Annotated in this window: 21 protein-coding genes and 2 pseudogenes; 3 read left to right on the top strand and 20 right to left on the bottom strand. The window is 64.9% G+C overall.

Annotation, left to right across the window (positions count from 1 at the left end; all coding sequences use genetic code 11):
• Positions 1-62: 62 nt before the first annotated feature.
• The gene (locus tag AAFP30_RS06940; RefSeq protein ID WP_419229131.1) at positions 63-1,088 is read left to right on the top strand and encodes a Fic family protein; all 1,026 of its coding nucleotides are present in this window, start codon (positions 63-65) and stop codon (positions 1,086-1,088) included.
• A gap of 382 nt (positions 1,089-1,470) precedes the next feature.
• Here AAFP30_RS06940 and AAFP30_RS06935 read toward each other — a convergent pair whose 3' ends face one another.
• From AAFP30_RS06935 to AAFP30_RS06875, 13 genes and pseudogenes are all read right to left on the bottom strand, one after another.
• On the bottom strand, positions 1,471-2,544 hold the full coding sequence (locus AAFP30_RS06935) for an Ldh family oxidoreductase (protein ID WP_419229130.1): 1,074 nt from the start codon (positions 2,542-2,544) through the stop codon (positions 1,471-1,473).
• A gap of 20 nt (positions 2,545-2,564) precedes the next feature.
• The gene (gene ribB / locus AAFP30_RS06930) at positions 2,565-3,608 is read right to left on the bottom strand and encodes a 3,4-dihydroxy-2-butanone-4-phosphate synthase (protein ID WP_419229129.1); all 1,044 of its coding nucleotides are present in this window, start codon (positions 3,606-3,608) and stop codon (positions 2,565-2,567) included.
• On the bottom strand, positions 3,605-4,111 hold the full coding sequence (locus AAFP30_RS06925; protein WP_419229128.1) for a flavin reductase family protein: 507 nt from the start codon (positions 4,109-4,111) through the stop codon (positions 3,605-3,607). Before AAFP30_RS06925 ends, ribB begins: the two co-directional genes overlap by 4 nt.
• A gap of 92 nt (positions 4,112-4,203) precedes the next feature.
• Entirely contained in the window at positions 4,204-5,088 is an 885-nt protein-coding gene (locus AAFP30_RS06920) for a fumarylacetoacetate hydrolase family protein (protein WP_419229127.1), read from the bottom strand.
• A gap of 46 nt (positions 5,089-5,134) precedes the next feature.
• Positions 5,135-6,568: an aldehyde dehydrogenase family protein gene (locus AAFP30_RS06915; RefSeq protein ID WP_419229126.1), complete on the bottom strand. Its 1,434-nt coding sequence runs from the start codon at positions 6,566-6,568 to the stop codon at positions 5,135-5,137.
• A gap of 49 nt (positions 6,569-6,617) precedes the next feature.
• Positions 6,618-6,992, bottom strand: a complete 375-nt coding sequence (locus AAFP30_RS06910; RefSeq protein WP_419229125.1) for a nuclear transport factor 2 family protein — start codon at positions 6,990-6,992, stop codon at positions 6,618-6,620.
• A 94-nt stretch (positions 6,993-7,086) separates the two neighbouring features.
• Positions 7,087-8,196 (bottom strand): LLM class flavin-dependent oxidoreductase, encoded by a 1,110-nt coding sequence (locus AAFP30_RS06905; RefSeq protein ID WP_419229124.1) that lies wholly within the window; start codon positions 8,194-8,196, stop codon positions 7,087-7,089.
• Positions 8,197-8,298: 102 nt separating this feature from the next.
• Positions 8,299-9,189: an MmgE/PrpD family protein gene (locus tag AAFP30_RS06900; protein ID WP_419229219.1), complete on the bottom strand. Its 891-nt coding sequence runs from the start codon at positions 9,187-9,189 to the stop codon at positions 8,299-8,301.
• Between the two features lie 80 nt (positions 9,190-9,269).
• On the bottom strand, positions 9,270-9,512 hold the full coding sequence (locus AAFP30_RS06895) for an MmgE/PrpD family protein (RefSeq protein WP_419229123.1): 243 nt from the start codon (positions 9,510-9,512) through the stop codon (positions 9,270-9,272).
• On the bottom strand, positions 9,509-10,270 hold the full coding sequence (locus AAFP30_RS06890; protein ID WP_419229122.1) for a mycofactocin-coupled SDR family oxidoreductase: 762 nt from the start codon (positions 10,268-10,270) through the stop codon (positions 9,509-9,511). The genes AAFP30_RS06895 and AAFP30_RS06890 overlap by 4 nt, the downstream gene beginning before the upstream one ends.
• A 5-nt stretch (positions 10,271-10,275) precedes the next feature.
• A pseudogene (locus AAFP30_RS06885) lies at positions 10,276-11,100 on the bottom strand (UxaA family hydrolase); the annotation flags it as partial.
• Between the two features lie 2 nt (positions 11,101-11,102).
• Positions 11,103-12,020 (bottom strand): UxaA family hydrolase, encoded by a 918-nt coding sequence (locus tag AAFP30_RS06880; protein ID WP_419229121.1) that lies wholly within the window; start codon positions 12,018-12,020, stop codon positions 11,103-11,105.
• Positions 12,021-12,299, bottom strand: a complete 279-nt coding sequence (locus AAFP30_RS06875) for a UxaA family hydrolase (protein ID WP_419229120.1) — start codon at positions 12,297-12,299, stop codon at positions 12,021-12,023.
• A gap of 127 nt (positions 12,300-12,426) precedes the next feature.
• Here AAFP30_RS06875 and AAFP30_RS06870 point away from each other — a divergent pair.
• Positions 12,427-12,600 (top strand): annotated as a pseudogene (locus tag AAFP30_RS06870) (LysR family transcriptional regulator); the annotation flags it as partial.
• Between the two features lie 24 nt (positions 12,601-12,624).
• Positions 12,625-13,311: a substrate-binding domain-containing protein gene (locus AAFP30_RS06865; protein ID WP_419229218.1), complete on the top strand. Its 687-nt coding sequence runs from the start codon at positions 12,625-12,627 to the stop codon at positions 13,309-13,311.
• 34 nt (positions 13,312-13,345) lie between these two features.
• Here the strand turns inward: AAFP30_RS06865 and AAFP30_RS06860 are convergent, their stop codons facing one another.
• From AAFP30_RS06860 to AAFP30_RS06830, 7 genes are all read right to left on the bottom strand, one after another.
• On the bottom strand, positions 13,346-14,785 hold the full coding sequence (locus AAFP30_RS06860) for an MmgE/PrpD family protein (RefSeq protein WP_419229119.1): 1,440 nt from the start codon (positions 14,783-14,785) through the stop codon (positions 13,346-13,348).
• A 45-nt stretch (positions 14,786-14,830) separates the two neighbouring features.
• On the bottom strand, positions 14,831-16,294 hold the full coding sequence (locus AAFP30_RS06855) for an aldehyde dehydrogenase family protein (protein ID WP_419229118.1): 1,464 nt from the start codon (positions 16,292-16,294) through the stop codon (positions 14,831-14,833).
• 24 nt (positions 16,295-16,318) lie between these two features.
• Entirely contained in the window at positions 16,319-17,086 is a 768-nt protein-coding gene (locus AAFP30_RS06850) for an SDR family NAD(P)-dependent oxidoreductase (RefSeq protein WP_419229117.1), read from the bottom strand.
• Positions 17,087-17,100: 14 nt separating this feature from the next.
• Positions 17,101-17,361: a hypothetical protein gene (locus tag AAFP30_RS06845; protein ID WP_419229116.1), complete on the bottom strand. Its 261-nt coding sequence runs from the start codon at positions 17,359-17,361 to the stop codon at positions 17,101-17,103.
• Positions 17,362-17,376: 15 nt separating this feature from the next.
• Positions 17,377-19,308: a hydantoinase B/oxoprolinase family protein gene (locus AAFP30_RS06840; protein ID WP_419229115.1), complete on the bottom strand. Its 1,932-nt coding sequence runs from the start codon at positions 19,306-19,308 to the stop codon at positions 17,377-17,379.
• Positions 19,305-21,383, bottom strand: coding sequence for a hydantoinase/oxoprolinase family protein (locus AAFP30_RS06835; protein ID WP_419229114.1), 2,079 nt, complete (start codon positions 21,381-21,383; stop codon positions 19,305-19,307). Before AAFP30_RS06835 ends, AAFP30_RS06840 begins: the two co-directional genes overlap by 4 nt.
• 160 nt (positions 21,384-21,543) lie before the next feature.
• Complete coding sequence (locus tag AAFP30_RS06830; protein ID WP_419229113.1) at positions 21,544-22,584, bottom strand: LuxR C-terminal-related transcriptional regulator; 1,041 nt, start codon at positions 22,582-22,584, stop codon at positions 21,544-21,546.
• Positions 22,585-22,586 lie beyond the last annotated feature (2 nt).

The raw sequence follows: 22,586 nt of genomic DNA, 5'->3' as shown, positions 1-22,586 counted from the left end.
TGGGCGACGGCCTGCCGATCCTTGGCCCTGCGGCACAGCAGGCAACAGAGGACGCACTAACCGTGCTCGCCCGAGCTGATGAGCGGATCGGTTCGCGTGGCGGATATCTCAACCATCTATTGGTTCGTTCCGAGTCGATCTCATCGTCGTGGATCGAGGGCAACCGCGTCACGCCGAAACGCTTGGCCATCGCCGAGCTGCTCCACCACGGGCCGCAACAGGCGCTCGATGTGGTGGCGAACGTACGCGCCACAGAGAAAGCGGTCGCTGAGTTGGCAGATCACTCAGAGGCGATCACGACCGACGACATCGTGGACCTCCAGCACATCATCGAGCCGCGACTGGACCGAGGGCTGCGGCGGGAGCAGAACTGGGTCGGCGGACCAGGCTGGTCGCCGTTACGGGCGGCGTTCGTGCCGCCACCGGAGACCGAGGTGCAGCGCCTGATGGATGACTTGGCACGCTTTGTCACCGACACCCGCGGAAACCCGGCGGTCAGGGCGGCGATCGCGCATGCGCAGTTCGAAACGATCCATCCATTTGTCGACGGCAACGGCCGCACCGGGCGCGCGCTCATCCACACGATCCTCCGCCGAGCCGACGCGTTGCGGAACGTCCTCATCCCGATCAGCACCGTCTTCGCCGGCGACACGGACGCCTACATCGCCGGGCTCACCGCATATCGCGCCGATCCGCCGGCGCTCGACGACTGGGTGCTCGGATTCGCCCGTGCCGTCGAGAAGGCTGCGGGCACTGCGGTCAAGCTCGCAGACGACATCGCTGACCTCGACCGCGAGAGCTATGACAGGCTGGTTGCATACCGCCGCACACTCGGGGTCAATCCGGCGGCGCCACGACGCGATGCCGTCCTGCTGCGCATTCTGGACACACTCGCCTCCGATCCGGTGCTCACCGCCGAATCTGTCAGCACCCTTCTGTCCGCGTCACCCCAAGCCTCGAACCGAGCGCTCACCGAACTCGCGAACGCCGGAATCCTCGGGCGCACAAAGGATCAACGCGGCCGACTGATCTGCTGGACGGCGGACCGCCATCTCGCGCTCGTTGCCGTCACCGAGGGCGGCAAATAGGCACTTCCCGCCGACACCAACATGTTTGGCGCGTCAGCAATCAGCTTCTCTTGACAGCACTGCCCATCTAGGCGAACTCTCGATCAACCTATCCGACGTCGTTTCTACTCAAGTATGTTCGCACAGTGATGGACTCGACGGTGATCGCCTCTTCTATGTCACGTGAGGATCCGTTCGGGACGGCCAACTGCCGAGTCAGAGTTCCGAAACCGAAGTGTTCTACAGACGGTCGTAGTCGAGCAACAGCTTCGTCAGACTTTCGGTCGCGTCGATGTCCACGGCGTGGCGGAGTGGCGTGCTCGTGACCGACGGGGTCGGCCCTCCCGCTCGGCGTTGCCGACCTCCGGGACGCGAACTCCAAGTGGACTCCCATCGTCTGCCGTCAGTCTCGCGAAAGGGGTTGGGGAAGCTGATCGTCTGCGCCGATTTGTTCGGCGGCGTTGCAGATCGCCGTCCACGCACCTCCACTGAGGCATACTCGATTCTGACTGCGGGTCTTGGCTTGTCGTTCCGGGTCGCCGGGGGCGAGGACTCGTTCGAATCCTTCTGCCGGCGGCACGGCGTGTATATCGTGCCGTAGTTGTTCGGCCTCGGTGAGGACATCCGGCATGGCCCGGAAGACGTCTGCCGCGATCGAGATCACGACTAGCCCTTGGCGTCCGAAAATGGTGCCGCCGGCGCCGTCGTTGTAGGTCTCGGATGATCCGAGTAGAACGCGTCCGAGGAGTTCGACGAGGACTGCCAGGCCAAATCCTTTGTGCTCTCCGAAGGTTCGCATGGATCCGCCGTGTTCGAGTTGGGTGGGATCGTCGGACGGGCGGCCTTGGGCGTCCACGAGGCTTTCGGTCGGCATCCGGCGACCTTCCATGGCTGCGACCATGATCTTTCCGATGGGGGCCGCTGCGGTCGAAAAATCGATCAGATGTGGCTCGCCGGTTGCGGTTGGGAAGGCGGCTGCTATGGGATTGGTGCTGAGCAGTCCACTCCGTCCGCCGAAGGGTGCGACGAGTCGGCTGCCGCCCATGCCGCCGACAAACGCCATCGTGATGAAGTTCGCCGAGGCGGCGCGCTCGAGATACGCGCCGAGACGACCGACGTGGGTGCTGCGGACCAGTCCCGCGAGGCCGATACCGGCCGATTGGGCTTGTTCGCAGGCGAGGTCGGTGGTCATTCGTGCGGCAACATGGGAGAACCCCCACTCGGCGCTGACTACTGGTGCTGGTCCTTCGCGGATGATAGTCGGGCGGGCGGCGGGAATGACCTGTCCGTCGGCGGCGTAGGAGACGTAGGAGGGAAGTCGGCTGATTCCGTGGGAGCTGTGTCCAACCTGGTCTGCATCGACAAGGTGCTCGGCGATCTCGCGGGCCATGTCGTCGGGTGTACCGAGGCGGGCCAGAATAGCGGCTGCGAGCTCCACGGCATCGGCGGCAGCTAGCTCAATTGACGCAGCGTTCATTGAGGTGAGGTTCCTTGTCGTCATGCTGTGCGGGCCAGACGTGTCAGGTCGCGGCACGGTTGCGGGGTGACTTGGGTGGTCAGGTCTGCCAGGATGTGCGCTTCGATCGCCTGTTGGCGAGTGGACAGGGTTGTGGTCTGTGCACATGTGCTATCGCCGCCACGTAGGTGAATCACGATGCCGCTGACGTCTTCTCCGAACCGTGCGAGGGTGTGTGACAGTTCTGTGGTGCACTCGCAGAGTGCGTTGCCGAAGATCTCGGCAGTCTGGCAGTCGCGGTGGATGTGGATCGGTGTGGTGGGGGTGATGGTGCCGATGGTGCCGGCGACCAGTGCGGTGTGGTGGTTTCCGTCGATATCCCGGTAGTCAACGCGATCGAATGGGCCGTAGCGGGTTGTTGTCGGTATCAGAGTTTGTCGCGTCACGGTCGTCTCGGTGCGCAGGCGGTAGTCGGCGATGTCCTCGACGGAGAGAAGGACAAGATCGTGTTGGGTGGCAAAGTGTTTCAGCTCGGAGCGGCTGGCCATATGCTCAGGGCGCTCAGTTGAGGTGATCTCGGCGAGCGCGGCAGCCGGGGCGAGCCCGGCGAGCTGCATCAGGTCGACACCCGCTTCGGTGTGTCCGTGGCGTTCGAGCACTCCACCGGGCCGGGCTCGCAAGGGGATGACGTGGCCGGGGCGGGCAAGATCGGTGGCGGTGGTGGTCGGATCGGCGAGTGCGCCGATGGTGCGGGCGCGTGCCATTGCGGAGATTCCGGTGCCGTTGTCCTTCAGATCTGTTGCAACGCAATAGGCGGTGCCGTCGGGATCGTTGTTGGACGAGTGCATGGCGGGCAGTTGCAGCCGGTCGCAGTCGTCGCCGGGCAGCGCCACGCACACAAAGCCTGAGGTGTGGCGGATCATGAAGGCGATGGTCTCGGTGGTGGCCAGCGACGCGGCGAGGATGAGGTCTCCCTCGTTGCTCCGGTGGCTGTCGTCAACGACGACGACGGGACGTCCGTGAGTGAGGGCGGCGAGGGCGGCGCGCACTCTGGCGTCGACGTGGTCGGTGGTGAGTAGCTTCACAGCGCGGCGCCTTCGAGCGCGGCGAGCCGACGGAACCGGCTGCCGTGGAAGACTAATGGGGAGGCGGTCCCAGTCCATGCTCCGTGCACCTGGAGAACGACGATATCGTGGTCGCCGCAGGGAAGTTCGGCATAGATGGTGCTGTCCAACCACAGTGATGCACCGTCGATGAACAGGCTCCCATCCCCATCGACCGTGACGTCCGTGCCGGCGAAGCGGTCGCCGTTCTTGCTGGCGAGGCGGCCGCAGATCGCGTCGTGTCCTTCGGCGAGGACGCTGAGTCCCAGTCGTTTCGCGGTTCGTAGCCGGGGCCAGGTGGTGGAGCTGTGTTGCATGCACACCGACACCAACGCCGGTTCGAGGGAAACCCCGGTGAATGAACTGGCGGCCAGACCGATTTTCTCGCCATCGATTTCGGCGCAGACAGCGGTCACCCCGGACGGGAAGTGCCCGAACGCGTGCCGGATCTGGTTGTCCGCGGCAATGGGTGTAATTGCAGGCATTGGGATCTCCTCGAGGTAGTCCTGGACCGCGGGTGTGCGGGCTACCTCTGAAGGTATTCGCGGCCGGTGATCCCGAAGTGTTCCAATATCTGTCACTTTCGGGCAGTGACGGATGAGGCCAGGCGCTGGTCGGAGATGACCTCGCGGCGGATGGTGTTGGTCACGGTGCCAATGCCGGCGATATCGACAGAGATCTGGTCACCGTCCGTGAGGTAGACCGGTGGCTGGCGCTTCATCCCCACGCCCCCGGGCGTCCCGGTGAGGATGACATCTCCGGGCAGCAGCGTGGTGAACTCGGAGATGGTTTCGATGAGGACAGGGATATCGAAGATCAGTTGGGAGATGACGGCGTCTTGCAGGACTGTGCCGTTGAGAATCGTGCGGATGCGAGCGGCACCGAGGTCGGCTACCTCGTCGGGGGTGACCAGATAGGGGCCGAGCGGAGTCGAGCGATCCCACGCCTTCCCTTGGAGCCATTGGTGTGTTTTGCGTTGATAGTCACGCATCGAGATGTCGTTGCTGGCGCTGTAGCCCAGGATGTGGTGGGCGGCACGGTCGCGGGGTATACGTCGCCCGGCGCGGCCGATGACGAGGGCGAGTTCGGCCTCATAGTCGATCTCGATTGCCTCGGGCGGCGCCACGATATCGTCGTGCGCACCGATCAGCGTCGAGGGGAATTTCGTGAACATCACTGGATAGGTGGGCATTTCGCGGCCAGTTTCACCAACGTGCTCGTGATAGTTAAGGCCGATGCAGATAATTTTTCCGGGCGTCGGCACTACCGGGCATAGGCGAACGTCAGCAACTGACACCGCTTCTGATTCGCAGCGAAGGGCGGTGGTAAGCACCTTGGTTGGGGTGTGCGCGCCGAGTTCGACGAGTCCGTCGAGCGGGATCAGGCGTGCACGATCGGGGTCTGATCGGTCGACGACGCCTACGCGGCGTCGCCCGCCAAATTCGTAGGTTGCGTATGCCATGCCCAAATAGTCCTGTTCTCGCTGGGGTGGCGAGGCCACCGCGTGGTCACAGTTGCAGTGACTTGTAGGTGAGGAATTCCTCGATGCCGAACTGGCCGCCTTCGCGGCCGTGGCCTGATGACTTGACCCCGCCGAACGGTGCGCGGGCGTTGTATGCGCCTCCGTTGATAGAGATCTGTCCGGTGCGGATACGGCGTGCGACGTCGAGTGCACGGTCCTGGTTGCCTGACCACACGGCTCCGCCCAGGCCGTACTCGCTGTCGTTGGCGAGTGCGATCGCCTCGGTGTCGTCGTCGAACGCGATGATGACCGCGACCGGTCCGAAGACCTCTTCTCGGGCGATCGCCATGTCGGCAGTGACGTCGGAGAACACCGTCGGCGCAACATAATAGCCGGGTGCATGCTGCGCGGTCGGCCCGCCGGCAACGACGCGTGCGCCGACGGCGATGGCACCGGTGATGTGGTCGAGCACGCGCTGTTGTTGGGCGGCACTGGCCAATGGCCCCATCGTCGAGGCCGGATCAAAGGGGTGTCCGACCCGGTAGGTGGCGGCGGCTGCGGCTGCGGCCCGCTCGGCGCGAGCGAGGTGGGCACGTGGTACCAGGATGCGGGTCAACGCGTTACATGTCTGCCCGGCGTTCTGATAGCACTTGGACAGACTGACCGTGACAGCCTGCTCGATATCGGCGTCGTCGAGGATCACCGATGCCGATTTGCCACCGAGCTCCATGGCGGTTGGGGTCGCCGATGCGGCGGCGATCTCGGAGATGCGCCGGCCGGCGCGTGTTGACCCGGTGAACGACACCATGTCGATGCCAGGATGTCCGACCAGTGCTTCGCCGGTCGTGGCGCCATCGCCGCAGACGAGGTTGAACACTCCGTGCGGCAGGCCGACCTCGTCGATCACTTCGGCGAGCAGGAAGATGCTCAGTGGCGCAATCTCAGACGGTTTGACGACAACGGTGCAGCCTGCGGCCAGCGCGCCGCCGACCTTGGCGGTCACCTGGTGCAGGGGGTAGTTCCAGGGGGTGATGGCCGCGACCACGCCGACGGCCTCACGGGTGACGATCGAATTGCCGACTTGTTGTTCCCACGCGATCTCCTCGACCGCCTCGGGAATCGCGGTCAGGTCACCGACCGCAAGGGCCACCTGAATCGATCGGGACTGATGCACAGGCATCCCGATCTCGCGGGAGATGAGTTCGGCGAACTCATCTGCCCTCGAGTCGATGGCTTCTGCGATTCGTTGAATCCACTTCCCACGTTCGCGTGGTGAGCGCGCCGACCAGCCCTCCAGAGCCGCCTGTGCCGCGGTGACGGCGCTGTCGACATCTCCCGCAGTCGCGATCGGCACTGTCCCGAGATGGGTTTCGGTGGCCGGGTCGAGCACCTCGATGGCGCCGTCGCCGGTCACCGAGATCCATTGTCCATCAACGTAGATGGTGGAGCGGTCGAGGAGGACGCGTGTGGAGGTGGTCATGGCATTGCTCCGGAGTTGGGGGTGGGTATGTTGCGGGATATGGGTGGCGTCAGACCTTGCGGAACGAACTCTTGACGAGGATCTTCCCGTCGCGGAGCTTGAAGTAGTCGACGCCGTGGGTATCGACGTCGGCTCCGTCCTTGGTCTTTGCGACGAATCGCCATTCATTGAAGGCTTCGTCGTCGGTGTAGATCTCGCTGAGGATCTCGAACCGACCGTTCTCGTGGTTGTTCAGCCAACCCAGCAGCGCGTCGAGAAACGCCTCGCGCCCCTCGAACGAGGCGCCTCGTGCGCCGGGGAAGAAGGTGGCGTCCTCAGTCAGGAAGGCGGCGATCGCCGAGCGGTCGATGTTGTTCTGTCCGTCGGCGAATGCCTGGATCGTCTGAGCATTCTTGGCGGCGGCATCAGTCATGGAGGTGGTCACGGGTGGTGGTGTCCTTTCATGTGGGAACTGCTCCGGTCGGGGATCGACGAGAGAATTAGGTTGCAGTGCTTGATGTTTGACTGCGCGGTCGGGGTCAGCGGCTTGCTGCGACCGGTTCGCGCGGCGCGTTCTCGTGAGTCAGGTGCTTGATGCGCGGCAGCACTTCGGTGCCGAGCAGTTCGAGATTGCGTCGGTAGGCTTCGGGCTGATCGAGGTAGTCGAAGGTGAACGCGATCAATGTGCCGAATCCGCCGGAAACTTCGATGTCGCGGTGAAGTTTTTCGACTACGGTGTCCGGCGAGCCGATGAGCCAGTGGTTGTCGGCGAAATATTCCAGGGACATGGTGGCCGGGTCATGCTCGTCGAGCTCGGGCGCCATGATCGGTAGCATCCCCGATCGAGCGTAGGACGGCCAGGTCCATTCGCGGTAGCTGCGGCCCAGTCCGCCGTTGATCGCGAGCTGCATCGCTTCCTCGTCGGTGTCGGCAACGAAGACGGTGTGTGCGACGCGCCAGTCGTTGCGGTTGGGGGTGTGCCCGGCCGATTCGGCGCCCTCGACGTACTTGGCCCAGTGACCGGCAAGGTAGTCGCGGTTGATGGCGAAGCTCATCGGCAGGCAGCCCGCAGCACCTGCTTCGCGAAGGGTGCTGGAGTTGGGACTGAGCCCTGCCATGGCCAACGGCGGATGCGGCTGCTGATACGGCGTTAGGAACGGGCCGCTGAGATCCTCGCTGTAGGCAGGGATGTCGAGTGTCCAGTACTTGCCCTCGTGGCGCAGGGGCCGCTCGCCCGACCACACCTTCCGCATGATCTCGACCGCCTCGGCCATCATCGGTTTCGGCTCGGCGGTCCCGTGGATTTGTAGGTCTTCGCGGGTGGCGCCGGCGCCTAGTCCTACCATCAGACGTCCGCGCGACATGTGATCGAACTGCATCAGGCGATGAGCCAGGGCGATCGGGTTGTGGTTGGCGGGGATGTTCGCGCCGGTTGCCAGCTTGATGCGGCTGGTCTGGGTGATCGCCGCCGCCAGATAGAGCTCGGGGCTGGGCACCGGTTCCCATCGTTGCGTGGTGTGCTCGCCTACCCACACTTCCGACAGGCCGTATTCCTCGGCCCATCGGATCACTTGCATGTCCCAGTCGAAACCGTCTTGAAGGTTCGTTTCCGGAAGCCGGAAAGGAACCATGAAAAGACCGATATCCATGATCATTCCTTCCTGTAGTTCGGGCGGTACGCGTCGAACGTGTTGTCCTAGTTGAGTCTCACAGCCCATGGAGCAGGTCGACTGTGCCAAAACGACACGCAGTTACCACGTGGCGTCGACTATCTCGGTGACTGGCCGATCATTTGCGGCGTAACGGATCTCGCGCCACAGTTCGGCTTTGCCGAGGCCGGCGCACGCGACGAACTTCGCTTCGAGCTCGGCATCGGTCATCGGGTCGGCGTTCTTTCCGCGGGCGATGGTCACTGTCCGTTCCACATGACGGTCACCGGACAGCTCGACGCGAACCGAGGCGGGAAACTCCCTACCGTGGCGATGTCGCTCGTCCACGACGACACTGATACGCCCCATCATCGAACGCACCGCGGGATCATCCTCGACGGCCTCGGCGGTGAAGTCCGACAACCTCAGGTGACCTCGAACCAGTGCCGCGGCAACGGTGTACTGCGCGCTGAACCGTGCCTGATCACTGTTCTGCGGCTGATGATGCACCAACAGTTTCGGTGCGAGTTCACTCACCCCCACGCGCACCCGCTCGATATCGTCCACGGGGATTCCGGTGTCGTGGAGGTGCTGGTGGACGGCGATCCCTGCCTGGACCGCAGGATGGGAGGCACCGCACGATGGATACGGTTTAATCGCCAGCCCCACCGGGTCGAGCAGTGACCAAACTCGGCCGAGGTCGCTGGCAAACTCGACAGGAGTGCCGGCTGCGGTGCCCATGAATGCCGAGCAGAATCCGAGGTCGGCTTCGAGCGCCTGCGGATCCGAACTCCAGCCACGCGCTGCCAGCCGCGCGGCCTGAACACCGGACATCGCTGCCGCGCCGGCGTGCAGCGGTTTGGTCATCGTGCCGGTGTTGGCGCGAAGTCCTGCCGCGCGCGATGCGGCAATACCCACAGCGTGATGGGTGGTGTCAGTATCGAGACCCATTACGCGGGCCGCCGCTGCCGCGGCCCCGTGACCAGATGACAGCTCGGATGTCCGTAGAGCGGATGGTTCGAGCCATCGAAATCCATTGCGTGGGGGAATGTTCCATTGATCAGGCCCGCCAGCTAAGGAAATGTCCGCCCGCCGCCGAGGATTCCCGAGACCGCACGGGCACCCTGGTCGGTGACGTAGTCGAGCATGGTCGCACCGATGCGATGGCGCCGACCGGCCAGAGCCACACCGATGACGTCAGCGATAGCTGTGCGGGCACGTTCGACCACCGTGTCCGGTATCTGATCCCATCGCAGCTCGGAGACGAACGCGGCGAGTTCTCGGGTTTGACCGGCGCGGCTTGCGGCCGGTGTCACTTGGCCAGGAAGCCCGCGTCGATGGTGAACTGAGAGCCAGTGATGAAACGGCCCTCCGACGAAACCAGGTACAGCACAGCCGAACTCACATCCTCTGGCTCGAGCCACGGGGTGTCGAGCAGATGAATCGTGCCGTAGGCCTCAATCGCGTCCTCGAGTTGCGGATTGTCCAGATCGGGCCGAAACATCCTGAAGTTCCCTTCGTTGACGAGCATGTCGGTGCGCACGTTGCTCGGATGAAGTGAGTTGACCCGGATGTTGTGTTGGCCCAACTCGTTGGCCAGCGCTTTGGCCAGTCCCGTCACTCCGTGTTTGGCCGCCACGTAGTGTCCGATGTTGTCCATGCTGCGCAACCCGGCCGTCGAGCTGGTCAGCACGATCGCTCCCCCGTTGCCCGCGGAAATCATCTGTTTCATCCCAGCGCGCACCGTGTTGAACACCCCGGTCAGGTTGATGTCGATCATCTCTCCCCACTGCGCCGCGGTCATCTCCGACATCAGACCCTGGCTGACAATTCCGGCGTTGCCGAGAATGATGTCGAGTCGCCCGAATTGGTCGATCCCCTCGTCGACGATGGCCGTCAATCGGTCGAGGTCGCGCACGTCGGCTTGTCGAGCCAGAATCTTTCCGCCCGCTTCCTCGACAAGACGCACCGTTTCGGCCAAGTCTGATTCTGAGGCCATCGGATAGGGCGCGGTGGCCACTGGTGCGCAAATGTCGAAGGCGATGATGCTCGCGCCTTCACGCGCCAGGGCCACTCCATGATGAACAGGCCAGGGCCAGCGGGACGTTCGGCGTAACCAACCACGCCACTGATCGGACCGACGCCTCCCTTGCGGGCCGCGCCCATCGACTTCTCCTCGATGGTGGTCAGGCCACCCGCAATATTGCCGGGAGCCGGTTGACTACCCAGCAAGTCAACGCCGTGCCGAGCGACGTCGCGCTCGAAACGAGCCACCACATCGACGACCTGACGGCCCACCTCCTCATTGATGGCACGTTTGGCCAACAGATGCTCAGCCCCCAGGAGTTCGGTGATCTCGGCGAGAATCGACGTCCCACCCAATTCGACCAGGCGATCACTGGCGACCCCGAGCGCAGGATTGGCGGTGATGCCAGAGAACGCATCCGAACTCCCACACTCCAGTCCCAGACACAATGCCGACAAAGGGGCCTGTCGGCGCGACACCCGTTCACGATGCTCGACAAGCTCTCGAAGACCCTGCTGCGCCTGTTGCTGCAGCACCTCGAAGCTACCTGCGTGGTCGAGACGGATGATTCGGGACGCGGTGTGGGCATTGCGCAGGGCGATCTCGAGCTCGCGGGCCTCCTCGCCGATGCCCAGAATCATCGTCGCGCCGACGTTCGGGTGTGTGGCAAATCCCCGCAACGCCGCGGCGACCCGGTCAGAGTCCGGATGGTTTGCGGGACAATCCCATTCATGACGGACCGTGACAGTATCGCAGCCGACCGCACTCGTCACATCCTCGGCCACGCTGCACAAAGCCGCATGGGTCGGAATGACCAGGACATGGTCACGAAAACCCCATTGGCCGGTGGATCGGGGATATCCGAAAAGAGCAGGCATGGTCACATCGTCCTCAGTAGCCGCGGAATCGAGAAGGTGGTTGAATTGCGTAGTTCCGACTTCGCCGGAGCGCCGGAGAACACCTCGCCGACACACTCCCAGATCGCGCCGACATCATCGCCCGCCCCGAGATCGAACTCCGCGCCAATCATCTGATGCAAAACCGATTCGGCAGCGGCCACACTGACCATCGGCGCGACCGCGATGCTCAACGGGGGTTGGTCGACGGCCGGAAACTCGACGATCACCTGCGTGCGGGTCGACGCCAGCGCCAGCAGCCGGGCCCCCGGAGACCCCGGATCCTCGCCGAGGAACGAGATCTGCTCGGCCGGTGCCTCGCCGATGGCGATCGACGCTGCACCTGTAGTCAGCCCAGCTACCGCCGCTCGTGGACCAGCCACCACCACACGGGCACCGCGACGTACCGCATGCCCAATCAGGTCTGCTACCCGGTGATCGGCTCGGTCCACGGCCACACCCACAGTGAGACCGCTGACCGGAACCGAAACCCGCTCGCAGCCATCGGCGAGCTGCCGCAGCTCCGTCGCCTCTCGTATCCCCGCAGCGCGGGCGGCAGTGCTACCGCCGCTGTCCTGGATGCTCACAAACCGTGCATCTATCCCCTTCGCCCGTAAGCGATCGGCAATGCCGCGACCCTGGATCGTCTCGCAGCCCAGGCTCACCACAAGCGGGTGAGCCACATTCGGGGAACTGGCCGCACCGACGAACAAATCCTGAGTCTGCACGATGTCGGGGCCGATGTGCCCGCACCCATGCTGGTGGGCAACCGCGCAGACACCGGCTGCTTCGGCGATCTCACGCGCCACTAGAGCGGAACAGATCACCGATGGTAGAACCAAGACATTGTTGCGCGCGCCCGGCTGCCCGACCTCGCGTTTGTAACCGTAAAGCGTGGTCATTCACGACCTCCCTGGTAGCCGCTTGCTCAATACGTTGTGCACATGAACGTGCTCACCCACCTCGATGGCAGCACTGGCAGCTCCCACCGCCTCCCCGTAACGGATGATGTCGTCCCCCACAGCCAGCCGCCGCAAGGCAACCTTGTGCCCTCGAGCGACGTCGTTGCGGAGCGTAATTTCGTCGCGATCCAGCGACGCGACGTCGCCAGCATGAAGATCGGCGATCGCGACGGCGATGTTGTCGCGTTGGTCAAGTAGAAGGAGTCTCACAGCGTCCATCTTGCGGCGCTGCAGACCGTCTGAGCTAGCACCGATTGCGCATAGTAGTATTAAGAGCACTAATACTCGCGTGGCCAGATAGTCTTCGCGCAGCCGTTAGACGTCGATTTACGCAGGAAGCACGCACATGAACACACGTCAGCTCGAGACGTTCATCAGCATTGTTGATACCGGTACCCTCACGGCAGCCGCTGCACAGCTCTACAAGACACAGGGAGCCGTGTCACACGACCTGAAAGCACTCGAGACCAGCGTTGGTGTGCGACTGCTGGATCGATCGACCAAGCGAGCGCGTCTGACGACCGCAGGCCAAGCCCTACTACCCATGGCCCGTCGCATCGTGGCCGACCTCGAGGACACACGATCGGAGATGCGACGCATCCGAGACGGCGACCGCCCCATCATCCGCCTCGCCTGCCTGCCCTCGCTCGGCCCTCGAATCTGCCACCTCCTGGCCGACTACTGCCCGCAATCCACGGATACCCGCTGGTCACTGGTCACTGCGCTACGAGGCCCCATCGTGGCCGGGCTCCGCGACGGACGATTCGATCTCGCGGTGTGCGAGTCTCAAGCCGACGACGACCTCCTCAACAGCCTTCTAATGCACGAGCCGATGCGCATGATCCTCCCGGCCAACCATCCGCTCACCAATCGTCAACCGCTACGTCCTAGTGACGTTGCCGATATCCCCTATATCGGCCTCCACCGCAGCCTCGGCGCAGCCAATGAAGCCCAACGATTCTTTGCCGCGGCCGAACTTCCCCCCACCCCCGTCGTTGAGGTCAACGACATCAGCCTGGTTCCACAACTGGTCACCACGATTAGCGGTTATGGCTTCCTACCGCTCTCCGCCGCCGCCAACAGCGAAGAAGTCGCCTTCGTCGACACCGAACCCGTTCTGACCCGGCAGATTTCGCTCACTCGAATTGCAAAACGCAGCCTCTCACCCGCGATCGTCGCCTTCGCCGACTACCTGACAACTCAGTGGAATGAACAGGCGATGCGTCAGTGAATCAACGACCTCAAACTGGAACGTAAGCAGAACATCAGATGCGCCAACACAATTGAGACACGCCGCGCATCCGCCCGAGAATTGAGCTGACGTCCTCAACCTGCTCGAGGTCGAACACCGACTCGATGACCTGATCGGTGTCGTCGTCGGCGAGGACGCCGTCGACGTTGTGCCGGAACTTCGCGATCAACTCCTCGTCGGTCATGTATGTCTCGGGGTGGGGCGAGAGAACTCCCTTGGGGTACTGCCGCTCACCCACGAACACCTGTCCGCGTGCCCGGAGTTCCAGGCGGGTGGTGCGCGCTGACGGATCGGCGGCCAACGCCTCAGCGAAGTCGGGATGGGCATGAAAGGTCGACCGGGCCATCAGACCCAGGACCGAGCGATCGTGGATGGCCTCCATCGTCTGCCACCCATTACCGGGCGGCAGCCGATGTGCGGCGAGGGCCAAACCGTGGGTCATCGAGAACTGCGCATCCCGCGGGTTGCGGATGTCCTCATTGACCCACACCGGTTGCAGCACAAAGCTTTCACCCCAGGCATCGATCGACTCGATCTCGGCGGGCGAGATGTCGTGCTCGGTGACGATCTCGATCAACGCATCGAACAAACCGTGCATCACCCGGCAATGCGGGTACGGCTTGAACGCCTGATACTGCGGAAATCTCCACTGCTCCCCCAACTCCGCAGTGATCGGTGCCGGCTCCCACCGCACGGTACCGATGAACCGGGGAAAACCGAACTCCCGATCGTCGAGAATGTTGCGGTCTCCGGAGTGACCCAACTCCGCCATCGCCGCGGCGGTGACCGTGGACAGCGCCATCGCGCCGGGCAGCTGGTACTTGATGGTGGTCGACGGGGCGTGCATCATCCAGGCCCGCTGGGTGTTGGTCGGCATCGTCGACCCCATGATGCCCAGCGCATCGGCCATCACCTCCGCCGAAAACCCTTTGACCACACCATTGGCCGCGGCCCCACCGAACAGGGTGCTGCTGTAACCGATGACCTTCGGGATGCTCACCACACCATCGCGGATGTCACGCAGATAATCCGTCGCCTGCCCGATGCGATACGACATCTCGTGCGCCACCGCGATCGCGGTGAGCAGCCGCGCACCCGAGGCACCCGCAGCCTCGGCGTTGGCCAGTGCGCCGGGCAACACGTACGGCGTGACGTGACCGGGCGGCAGCACCGCATCCTGGTCGAGCCCATTGATCAACTCCGCGTTCGCGAACGCAGCACCGCCAATCGACGACCTACGGCCCGTACCCAGAATCGTCGCCCGCCCATTCTCGCCACCGAGTTGAACGGCATACTCCACCCCGCGCTGCGATGCCGCGTCGTCGAGGGACGCAACCGCACAGCCCAACGAATCGAGCAGGATTCGCTTGGATTCCGCAATCACGTTGTCCGGCAACGACTCCACCCGTGTAGTCGCGGCGAACCCCGCGAGACGCTCAACAATGGTCGACATACCCACACCCCTTCTCACTCATCAATTCGGCTCGGCCGCAACAGCTCACAACGGCCACTGCATGTGTTTGGTCTCGAAGAACTCACGGAAACCCTCCTCGCCGCCCTCGCGGCCGATGCCGCTATGACCCGGCCCACCCCACGGCGCGTCCGCACGCATCCCGCCACCACCGTTGATGGTCACGGTGCCCGACCGCAGCCGCCGGCCGAAGTCGATGGCGTCCGGCGTCGGCCCCCAGACGTTGGCGTTGAGGGCGTAGCGGACGTCGTTGGCCAACCGCACCGCCTCGTCGAGATCGGTGTACGGCATGATGACGCCGACCGGTGCGAACAGTTCTTCCTGTGCCACCTCAGCGGCGTTGGGGACGCCGGTGACCAGGGTCGCCTCGAGGAAGTAGCCGTCGTCGAGACCTGTGGGACGCCCACCGCCAACCGGCAGTTGTGCACCTGCGGCGACGGCCCGCGACAACACTCCCTCGACCCGATCGCGGTGCTCACCGGTGATCAGCGGCCCGAGCACGGTGTCGGGGTCGAACGGGTCGCCGACGGTCAGCGTCGGTAGGAACTCTGCCGACCGCTCGACGTATTCGACCAAGTCCTGCTGCGGGACAAAGGTTCTCGTCGTTGCCCCACACGCCTGGCCACTGTTGCGAGTAAAGCGTAGCGCCGACGCGGGGACGGCCTTGGCGATGTCGGTGCCGGGCAGCACGATGTTGGGTGATTTTCCGCCCAGTTCGAGGACGACCTTGGTGAGGTTGGGTGCCGCGATCTCGAGAATCTTGCTGCCGATCGCCGGAGATCCGGTGAAGGTCACCATGTCGACGTCCGGCGACCCGGCGACGCCGGCGGTCACGTCCGGTGCGCCGTACACGAAATTGACTGCGCCCTTGGGGAAGCCGGCCTCCTCGAACAGCTTCACCACCGCCGCGGTCAGCAGTACCGATCGCGGCGAGCTGACGAGTACTGTCGAGCAGCCGGCCGCCAACGCGCCACCGAGTTTGTAGGCGCACATCATGACCGGCACGTTATAGGCGACGATCGCGGCGACCACTCCGATCGGTTCGCGCACCAGCATTCCACTGGTGGTGATCGGGTTGTGGTGGAGCGGCATGGGTTGTTCGAGGCCGTCACGCGGTCCCCGGATGGCGGCGTCGGCGAACCATCGGAAGAAGGTGCCCGGCAGATCGACGTGCAGGGTGGGGCCGGTGGATATCGGAGTCCCCAGTTCAGCGGCGGCCAGCCGGACCAGCGAATCACGGTTCTTCTCCAGAAGATCGGCGAATCGGTGGAGAAGTCGACCTCGGTCGGCGGGTGACAGCCGGCTCCATTCTCCGCCGTCGAAGGCGCGGCGTGCCGATGCGACCGCCGCCGTGACCTGCGCAGCGTCGGCCGCCGGCGACTCCGCGATCACCGCGGAAGTGCTGGGGCTGACGGTGACGACGGGCTCGCCGGCGCCCGCGATCCATCGTCCGTCGATGAAACACTCTGCCGAGGCATGGGTTGTGGTCATGAGTTGATCCTCCTCGTTGCGATCTCAGCCGGCCAGATACCCACCGTCGACGACGAATTCGCCGCCGCTGGCGTAGGACGCGCGATCGGAGAGCAGCCAGCACGCCATCTGCGCGATGTCGTCGGGTTGGGCGAGTCGTCCGGCTGGGATTCGCGTGTACAGCGCGTCTCCCAGGAGCCGCTTGGCCTCGGCCATCAGCGCGGTGTCGGTGTAGCCGGGGCACACCGCGTTGATCCGGATGGCCGGACCGTATTCGAGCGCAGCGGTTTTGGTGAGCCCGATGACCCCGTGCTTGCCCGCCGAGTACCCCGCGGTCCGTTTGAAGCCGGTGAGACCGGCCAGGGAAGCGGTGTTGACGATCGCACCGCCGCCTTGGGATTCCATCTGCGACAGTTCGGCACGCAGACACAGCCAGGTGGCCTTCAGGTTGACGGCGATGGCGAGATCGAACTTGTCTTCGTCCCACTCGCCGACGCGTCGGTCTCCTTGGCCGATCTGGCCGCCGCTGACGCCGGCGTTGTTGAATGCGCCGTCGAGTCGCCCGTAGTGGTCGACGGCCGCGGCGACCATCGCATCGACGTCGGTCCGTACGGTGAGGTCGGCGGCGACACCGATCACGTCACCACCCTGTGCGCGAACGTGATCGACGGTGTCGGCCAATCCGTCGGCGGAGAGGTCGGACAGCAGGAGACTCGCGCCTTCGGCGGCCGCGAGGATCGCGGTGGCGCGGCCGATGCCACCGGCCGCACCGGTGATCAGGACGACCTTGTCGCCGAGCAACTTCGTGGACATGTGCACTATCTCCTTCAGCCGACTCGGGACGCCGGCCAGTCGTGCGCCGGTGACCGCCAGGCGGGCCAATTATCTTCGGGCTCAGGGCGGGTCACCGATGCGTGGTGAAAGCACCGCTGGCACTTGATGACCATGCGCGGCCCCAGATAGTTGGCCACCGGATAGCGGGCGAGATCGGTTGCGCCACATGCCTCACAGGTGCCGTCGACGGGGGTCTTCACGACATACACGCGGTCGGTGTCGGGGCGGGGAAACAGGAGTCGGTCGACTGCCATGGGGTTGCCTTTCGTTCAGATGGTCCGGGTGTGGGGGATCGCCACGGGTATTTCCCATGTGCCCGAGGCACGTTCGGTGGTGAGGCGGGCGCGTTCGAGTGTCGTGGCGTCCACGTCGGCAGCGCCGTCGACGATCACGACACCATAGGCCAGGCGGGCGTGCTCGACGGTGACGAGTCCGGACCGGACGTCGGCGACCACCCGGTCGACATCGCGCTGCAGCGGGTCGCCCCAGCCGCCGCCTCCGCCGATCAGGAAGCGGATCGCGTCGCCGGCCTTGACCAGCATGTTGGAGAACTTGCCGGTGCGGTAGCGTGCCCCGCGGCCGAACTCGCCGTGGACCGGGTCGGGGCGGCCCTGTTCGTCGAACATGCCGAAGAGTGGTTCGGCGCCTTGCAGATTCAGCGGATCACCGTGATGCGCGACATCGAAATTCGGGATATACCAACCATAGGCCGGTGCACCGGCACCGCCGCCCTTCGCGCCCGGCGCACCGCGACGGAGTCGGTCGGCGACGACGGTGATCAGCGTGTCCGATTCGGCGAGAATCGAATACACCGAACCGAGGCCGCCCCGGAACTCGCCGGCTCCGGCAGTGTCGGCGACGATCTCGTGTTGCACCACGACGAGTGGACTCTCGATCTCGACGTGTTCCTGTACGGAGGTCCGGCAGTTGCCGATCGGCGTGACGCAGAACGAGACGCCGTCCTCCTTCCAGGTTCCACCCCACCCGCCGCCGCCAAGTCCGTACGCGCCCCAGGGAGTTCCCTCATGCCCGGGACGTGAGTCGATTCCGCTGAATCCGACGTAGAGTGCGGTTCCGGTATCGGGGGCGAACGATTCCTCGGTCGCCTGGCTCAGTGCCTGGGTGACGACGTTGATCGCCCGCGGCCCGATGTCGGCGTGACTGGAGCAGCTCGACGGCGGCAGCACCTGCACCACACTGCCGGCGGGCAGCAGCACGTCGATCGGACGCAGGGTGCCGCTGTTGACCGGCGTCGCCGGGTCGACCATCAGTTTGACGGCTTCGATGCACCGTCCCGCTTCGCACCATGCGGTGCCGCAGTTGCCGAGTGGCTGTCGTCCGGAGCCGGAGAAGTCGATCTCCATCGAGTCGCCGCGGACCCGGACGGTGACGTGGACCGGGATCTGTTCGTCTGTGACGCCGTCCTCGTCGAGGAAGTCCTCGGCGGTGTAGTCGCCGTCCGGGATGGCGGCGATGCCGCGTCGCATGCTCGCCTCGGTGGCGTCGATCGCGTACCGGCCGGCGGCACGCACCTGATCGAGGCCGCCCCGGTTGATCAGTTCCTGCAGCTGTCGCTCACCGACGACGAGGCAGCCGTGCAGGGCACGCAGGTCGCCGAGGACGAGATGCGGCACGCGGTTGTTCTCCAGTAGGAAGTTGAACGTGGAACGAACCGGGATGTCGTTGGCGTACAACATCGTCGGCGGCAGTTTCAGTTGTTCTTCGAAGTGCGTCTGCGCGCCGTTGGAGAAGCCGCCGGGGATCGGTCCGCCCAGATCCACCAGGTGCGAGGTCGACTGCAGCAGGAACTCGACCCGGCCGTCGACGAACACCGGGCGGAACAGGTTGACGTCGGCCTGGTGCAGCGAACCGCGCCACGGATCGTTGGTGAAGATGACGTCGCCGGGTTGCATCTGGTCGACATCCCAGTCGTCCATGACGAAGTTCGCGATGTGCGGGGCGACGAAGGCATGCTGCATGCAGCCTTCCCACAACGCCGCGGCCTCCCATCCCTCGTCGGTGCGCATGTGGATCACCACGGTGCAGTCCAGGATGTCGCGGCAGACCGGCGAGAACGCGCTGCGCATCAGCGAGTCGAGCATCTCGCGTCCCACTTCGATGAGCCCGTAACGCAGGATGTCGAGTTGCACGTCGGCGGTGGTGTCGTCGGTGCTGATGTCGGGCGGGGTGGTGAGGGTCATTTCGAGGCTCCTGTCGCGGGCGATTCGACGATGAGGTTGCCGTCGTTGTCGACGTAGGCGTGACGGTCGGGCAAGACGAGGGTGGTGGCGAACTTTTCGGTGACCAGGGCGGGGCCAGCGACGGGTTGGTGCGCACGCATCCGTTCCCGCACGTACACCGGGATCTCGGCGGTCGTGTCGGTGCCCGGCACCATCACAGGTGCGGTGCGCAGCAACGGCTTACCTTCCTCGACGGTGGTCGACATGGCGGACTGTTCCCGGCCGATGATCGCGGTCACCTCGACGGTCGAGACCACGACCGGGATCTCGGTGGCGGCGAATCCGTAAGACTCACGGTAGAAGTCGTGGAAGCGGTCGACGAGTGGTGTCACCCCGTCTGCGGTCACCGGACCCTCGACGGTCAGCCTGTTGTCCCATGTCTGGCCCCGGTACATGGCGAAGACCGCTCGTTCGAAGCGGAGTCCACCGACATCGACGCCCTGGTCGATCAGGTCGTCGCGGATACGGTCCTCGAGTTCGACGAACGCCTTCTCGATGGCGGTTGCCTCGGCCGCGGCGAGCGGCGTCATGATCGATTGCGCCCGGGTGACCATCAGATCGCTGCGAAGCAGGCCTAGCGCGGAGAACTGGCCGGGGCTGCGCGGCACGATAACTCGATCGAGGCCGAGGATCTGCGCGACCCGGTCGGCGAGCATGGGTCCGGCGGACCCGGACGGCTGCAGCGCGAACTCCGACAGGTTGAAGCCGCGGTAGACCGAGATGGTGCGCACCTTGGCGGCGATGTCCTGGCACGCGATCTCGTACGCCGCCGCCGCGAGCTCGGCGTCGGACATGTTCCACTGTTTTCCGCTCTGCGCCAACGCCGTTCGCGCACTCTCGACGTCGAGTCGGATGGCGCCGTTGGCGAACAGATCGGGCTGGAGGATGCCAAGTGCGGCGCAGGCGTCGGTCAGCGTCGGCTCAAGGCCACCACGCTGGTAGCACACGGGACCGGGGTTCGATCCGGCCGACGCCGGGCCGACCGCGACACTGCCCAGCGCGTTCGGGGCGATGATGCTGCCGGCACCCGATCCGATGCTCTCCACGTCGACGAGCGGCATCGTGAGCGTGAGCCCCGTCTCGAGGGTCCAGGTATCGGTCAACGGCGTCTTGGCATTTCGGATCGCGGCGACGTCGGTGCTGGTGCCACCGACGTCGATGGTCAGCAGATTCGGGTTGCTGCTCTCGGCCGCGAGTTTGATGCTGCCGCTCACGCCGCCGACCGGACCGGACACCAATTGGAACACCGGCGCTTTGGCCGCGTCGCGGAAGGTGGCGACACCCCCGTTCATCATCATGATCCACAACGTGCCGCGGTAGCCGTCGGCGGTCAGTCGGCCCATCAACCGGTCGAGATAACCGACGACGGTGGGCCCGACATAGGCGTCGAGCGCGACCGTCGCGGTGCGTTCGTGTTCGCGCGTGACCGGATACAGCGCCGAGGTCTGGATGTACGCGTCGGGGATCTCCTCGGCGACGATCTCGGCAGCGCGCTGCTCGTGGGCGGGATTCGCGTACGAGTTGACCAGGCAGATCGCCACCGATTCGGCGCCGTCGGCCGCCAGTTCCCGCGCGGCGCCACGGACGGCTTCCTCGTCGAGCGCCAGGATCTCGGTGCCGTCGTAGCGGAGGCGCTCGGGCACCCCGAATCGGAGCTCGCGCTCGACGATCGGTCGTTCCTGATGGGGGCGTCGCCAGGTCGGATCGTAGAAGCGTTCGCCGAACTCGCGGTGCATCCGGCCGATGTCGAGCAGATCGCGATGGCCGCCGGTGGCCAGCAGCGCGGTCCGTTTTCCGGTGCGGCTGAGGAGTGCGTTGATGCCGACGGTGTGTCCGTGCACGATCTCGGCGACGTCCGGGACGTCGACGTCGATGGCCGTCAGCGCGTCGAGGACGCCGACTTCCTGTTCGACGGTCGAGAGGACTTTGCCGTCGCGGATTTCTCCGGTCTCCCGGTTCAGTCCGATGATGTCGGTGAACGTACCCCCGACATCGATGCCGACCACCCAGTCGGCAGGTCGTTCGACCTGTGTCATAGCTGCGCCTTCCTGTGACGTGCAGTTGGGCGATCACGGTGCGGCCCAACCGTTTTGTGTCACAGGTCACTCTGCCGTGCGGCAGTGGCATCGACATCTGCCGCAGGTATGACTTTTGTACGACCTTCGGCTACGCCTACGACTCAGGGGCGCAGATCGGTCAATGGCGCTGATCGGCCCGTAGCCACACCGCGACCGCTTCGGCCCGGTTGGTGACCTCGAGCTTGCGCAGGATGCGGGTGACGTGGGTCTTGACGGTGCCCTCGGAGATGACCAGCCTGCGGGCGATCTTGGCGTTGGCATCGCCGTCGGCCATCAGTCGCATGATCTGCGCCTCGCGCCGGGTGAGAACCGAATCGTCGTCGCGGCCGGCGGTCACCGAGGCGGCAGCTCTCCGGGCGGGCGCCTGCCATTGCGCCACGCCGTCGAGGTGGGATCGCAAGGCGGCCACCCCGTCGAGGACGGTGACACGGGCGAGGCTTTGACTGACCCCGGCTGCGAAGGTGGACAGCATGGCTTGGTCGTCGGGCGTGAACAATCGTTTCTGGTGGTAGCAGTCGGCGTGCAGCAGTCCGACGACCTCACCGTCGACGAGGAGCGGCGCGATGCCGTAAGACGACGACTTGGTGACCTCGGCCAGTGCCCGGTTGACCCGTGGATTTTCCTGGACGTCGTCGACGAGGGTCGGTGCAACGCCGACGACGGTGTCGTTCTCCACCAGGGTCTTATCGAGCACCAGTGGCTCCTCCCGGCCGACGGCGACGATCTCGTCCGCCCAGCGCTGATCACGGACGACACACATCGTGTGCAGCTGCCAGGAGGTGTCGACGGTGGACATCAGCGCGCGATCGAACCCGAGCGCGCACGCGGCGCTGGGCGAGAGTGTCAAAAGTTCGTCGACCGACGTCGCCGACGAGACCTCGGCGAGAGCGGCGCGGATGCGCGACAACGCCTGCGACCGGTCGGCCAGCCGGGCCTGGGTCCACGACGACTCGGCGGCTCTGATCCGCGTCAGGAGTCCGAGCATCGCGGCCATCCGATCCGGGTCGGCGCCGGAGACGGCGTCACGTTGGATGCGGGCGGTGATCAGATCCCACAACGCCTCGAGAGGCTGCTCGATGAGCAGCCTCTCGACGTCGTCGTCCAGCAGATCACCCGCGTCGGCGACGATTTCCAGCATGTCGGAGGGCAGGTCGAGCATCG

This window comes from Gordonia sp. CPCC 205515 (genome assembly GCF_048537925.1).
Taxonomy (GTDB): Bacteria; Actinomycetota; Actinomycetes; order Mycobacteriales; family Mycobacteriaceae; genus Gordonia.
The sequence above is the reverse complement of the archived record's forward strand: the minus strand, read 5'-3'. Positions and strand labels throughout refer to the sequence as shown.

Coding starts and splice junctions, on each gene's coding strand:
- AAFP30_RS06830 (WP_419229113.1), bottom strand. CDS start 22,584: ATGCTCGACCTGCCCTCCGACATGCTGGAAATCGTCGCCGACGCGGGT.
- AAFP30_RS06905 (WP_419229124.1), bottom strand. CDS start 8,196: ATGGATATCGGTCTTTTCATGGTTCCTTTCCGGCTTCCGGAAACGAAC.
- AAFP30_RS06935 (WP_419229130.1), bottom strand. CDS start 2,544: ATGAACGCTGCGTCAATTGAGCTAGCTGCCGCCGATGCCGTGGAGCTC.
- AAFP30_RS06860 (WP_419229119.1), bottom strand. CDS start 14,785: ATGTCGACCATTGTTGAGCGTCTCGCGGGGTTCGCCGCGACTACACGG.
- AAFP30_RS06920 (WP_419229127.1), bottom strand. CDS start 5,088: ATGGCATACGCAACCTACGAATTTGGCGGGCGACGCCGCGTAGGCGTC.
- AAFP30_RS06865 (WP_419229218.1), top strand. CDS start 12,625: ATGGCCCGTCGCATCGTGGCCGACCTCGAGGACACACGATCGGAGATG.
- AAFP30_RS06875 (WP_419229120.1), bottom strand. CDS start 12,299: ATGGACGCTGTGAGACTCCTTCTACTTGACCAACGCGACAACATCGCC.
- AAFP30_RS06835 (WP_419229114.1), bottom strand. CDS start 21,383: ATGACACAGGTCGAACGACCTGCCGACTGGGTGGTCGGCATCGATGTC.
- AAFP30_RS06855 (WP_419229118.1), bottom strand. CDS start 16,294: ATGACCACAACCCATGCCTCGGCAGAGTGTTTCATCGACGGACGATGG.
- AAFP30_RS06880 (WP_419229121.1), bottom strand. CDS start 12,020: ATGACCACGCTTTACGGTTACAAACGCGAGGTCGGGCAGCCGGGCGCG.
- AAFP30_RS06915 (WP_419229126.1), bottom strand. CDS start 6,568: ATGACCACCTCCACACGCGTCCTCCTCGACCGCTCCACCATCTACGTT.
- AAFP30_RS06845 (WP_419229116.1), bottom strand. CDS start 17,361: ATGGCAGTCGACCGACTCCTGTTTCCCCGCCCCGACACCGACCGCGTG.
- AAFP30_RS06850 (WP_419229117.1), bottom strand. CDS start 17,086: ATGTCCACGAAGTTGCTCGGCGACAAGGTCGTCCTGATCACCGGTGCG.
- AAFP30_RS06840 (WP_419229115.1), bottom strand. CDS start 19,308: ATGACCCTCACCACCCCGCCCGACATCAGCACCGACGACACCACCGCC.
- AAFP30_RS06925 (WP_419229128.1), bottom strand. CDS start 4,111: ATGCCTGCAATTACACCCATTGCCGCGGACAACCAGATCCGGCACGCG.